This window comes from Geoanaerobacter pelophilus, assembly GCF_018476885.1.
Taxonomy (GTDB): domain Bacteria; phylum Desulfobacterota; class Desulfuromonadia; order Geobacterales; family DSM-12255; genus Geoanaerobacter; species Geoanaerobacter pelophilus.
This window is the reverse complement of record NZ_JAHCVJ010000027.1, coordinates 1-826: the sequence shown is the minus strand read 5'-3', so window position 1 is coordinate 826 and position 826 is coordinate 1. Positions and strand designations below refer to the sequence as shown.

Annotated in this window: 1 pseudogene; it reads left to right on the top strand. The window is 59.1% G+C overall.

What is annotated here, in order from left to right:
• A pseudogene (locus tag KI809_RS20350) lies at positions 1 to 826 on the top strand (hypothetical protein); the annotation flags it as partial.

The following is an 826-nucleotide window of genomic DNA, read 5'->3' as shown; positions in this document are numbered from 1 at the left end:
CCATGCCGTCAACCTCAAGCTCGCTGACCGTGCCGGTTTCCGGTCTGACTGCTAGTGATGCCAGCGGCGTCACCGGCTATCTGATCACTGAAAGTGCCACCATGCCTGCAGCCACTGCTGCCGGCTGGAGCAGCACGGCACCGACCAGCTTCACCTTCAGCGGTGAAGGGGATAGAACCGCCTATGCTTGGGCCAAGGATGCCGCCGGCAATGTCTCAATTGCTAGGGCAGCCGCGGTGAATATCACCCTGCCGGACGTAACGGCACCGGTCCTGAGTACTTTTACCATGCCGTCAACCTCAAGCTCGCTGACCGTGCCGATATCAGGCCTGACTGCCAGTGATGCCAGTGGCGTCACCGGCTATCTGATTACTGAAAGCGCCACCATGCCTGCAGCTACTGCAGCCGGCTGGAGCAGCACGGCACCGACCAGCTTCACCTTCAGCGGTGCTGGTTCACGAACCGCTTATGCCTGGGCCAAGGATGCCGCCGGCAATATCTCGATTGCCAGGGCAGCCAGCGTAACCATCACCCTGCCTGATTTCAATGCACCTAAAATGAGTACCTTCATCATAGCGGCGACATCGACATCGCTGACGGTGCCGGTTTCGCGAGTTACCGCTGTTGACAATGTTGGCGTTACCGGCTATCTGATAACGGAGAGTGCTACAAAACCTGCAGCCACTGCTGCCGGCTGGAGCAGCACGGCACCGACTAGTTTCACCTTCAGTGGTGATGGCGTCAGAACCGCCTACGCCTGGGCCAAAGATGCTGTCGGCAATGTCTCTGCCGCCATGTCGGCAACAGTAACCATCAACCTGCCGGA